Origin of the sequence: uncultured Leptotrichia sp., from assembly GCF_938036635.1 — a bacterium.
Lineage (GTDB): Bacteria > Fusobacteriota > Fusobacteriia > Fusobacteriales > Leptotrichiaceae > Leptotrichia > Leptotrichia hongkongensis.
The window spans coordinates 1-1,545 of sequence record NZ_CALHQO010000484.1 but is presented as its reverse complement, the minus strand read 5'-3'; the positions used below and the strand labels follow the sequence as shown (position 1 = coordinate 1,545).

Sequence of the window (1,545 nt, the reverse complement as noted above, 5' to 3'; positions counted from 1 at the left end):
GGAAGGATAGAAAATGGAATTTTTTCAATTGACGGAATAATTTATGATTTAAATAAAAAATTATCTCAAAAACCGTATAAATATATATACAAAGAATTAATGCCTAAAAAATTATTTGACAAATTGCAAAAAGAAATTTATTTGTTAAATCAAAAAAGAATAGCTGAAGATTGGAATAAGGTGTTGGATGATTATTTTAAAGGGCAGATAAAGTTTGAAAAATTAAAAAAAAGAAAAGAAATTAATGGGAAAAAAATAATATGGCAATTTTGGGGTCAAGGATGGGATTATGAAAAATTACCAGAAATAGTGAAAATATCTTATAAAAGTGTTGAAAGATATAAAGGTGAATGTGAAGTAATTAGAGTAGATATGAAAAATATATTTGATTATTTAGAAATTCCAGAAATTTTGATAAAAAAACTTGAAGATGAAAAAATAGGATATGCTCATTTTACAGATATTATAAGACTGGCATTATTAAATTATTATGGTGGAGTATGGTTAGATGCAACTGTAATATTAACAGATTATTTACCTCAAGGATATTTTAATATGGACTATTTTGTATATCAAAGAGATGACTTTTTTAATGAAAAAGAAAAATGGGAAAAAATTGATTCAATATATTTTTCATGGGATAAAAGAAATAAAGTAAGATTTTTGAGCAGTATAATTTTTTCAAAGAGAGGAAATAAAATTATTAGATATGTTAATTATTTTTTGGAATTATAACGATAAAATACCAAATTATTTTTTCTTCCAAATTTTATATACACAATTAATCGAAAAATATTATAAAAAGGAGCAATGCATAGTAGTTTCTGATACGTTACCACATGAATTATTTATAAAATTGTTTGAAAAGTATGATGAAGAGGAATATAACAATATAAAAAATAAAATAAATATACATAAATTATCATTTAAGATAAATGTGGATAAAGAAAAAAATAGAGGAACGTTTTTAGAAAAGTTACAAAAGGAGTATTTGGAGAAATGGAAATAAAACAAGCCGTAAAAAAAACAGGATATTATGTAGCTTTGCTATTTGGAATATCATTATTTTTATCTGAAAAGTTTGAAAATAATATATTGTTACCGTTATTATTAATATTGCTTGTAATAGCTATAGCAGTAGATAAAAAAGACTTTGAAGATAGTTTCTTTATTAAGGAAAAAATATTTTCTGTGTCAATGTTGCTTCTTGTAGTAACACCCTTTATAATAGCAATGTGTGATGGTGGAATAAAGAGCAGATTGGACAATTATAACTTAAAGTATTTATGTTTTTTCCCTTTAATTTATTTTTTGGATGAGGAAAAGAAAATGTTTAATTTTCTAAAATCCTTATTAACAGGTGGCATGATCGTTTTAGTTTTAGCAATTTTTAATTTTGTGAAAGAATATAAAGATTGGAGTAAACTAGGATCATTAGATAGAGTGACAGCAATTTTAAGAGTACAGGACTTTTCTAATATAATGTGTATAATTTTATTATTTTTGTTATCATTTTTGATTTTTTATAAAGAAAAAAAAGAAAAT

The 1,545-nt window shown here is 23.0% G+C and carries 2 pseudogenes; both read left to right on the top strand.

Features of this window, described 5'->3' with window-relative positions:
* Positions 1-99: 99 nt before the first annotated feature.
* A pseudogene (locus tag Q0370_RS11800) lies at positions 100-1,009 on the top strand (capsular polysaccharide synthesis protein).
* Positions 1,000-1,545 (top strand): annotated as a pseudogene (locus tag Q0370_RS09810) (O-antigen polymerase); the annotation flags it as partial. The pseudogenes Q0370_RS11800 and Q0370_RS09810, both read left to right, overlap by 10 nt.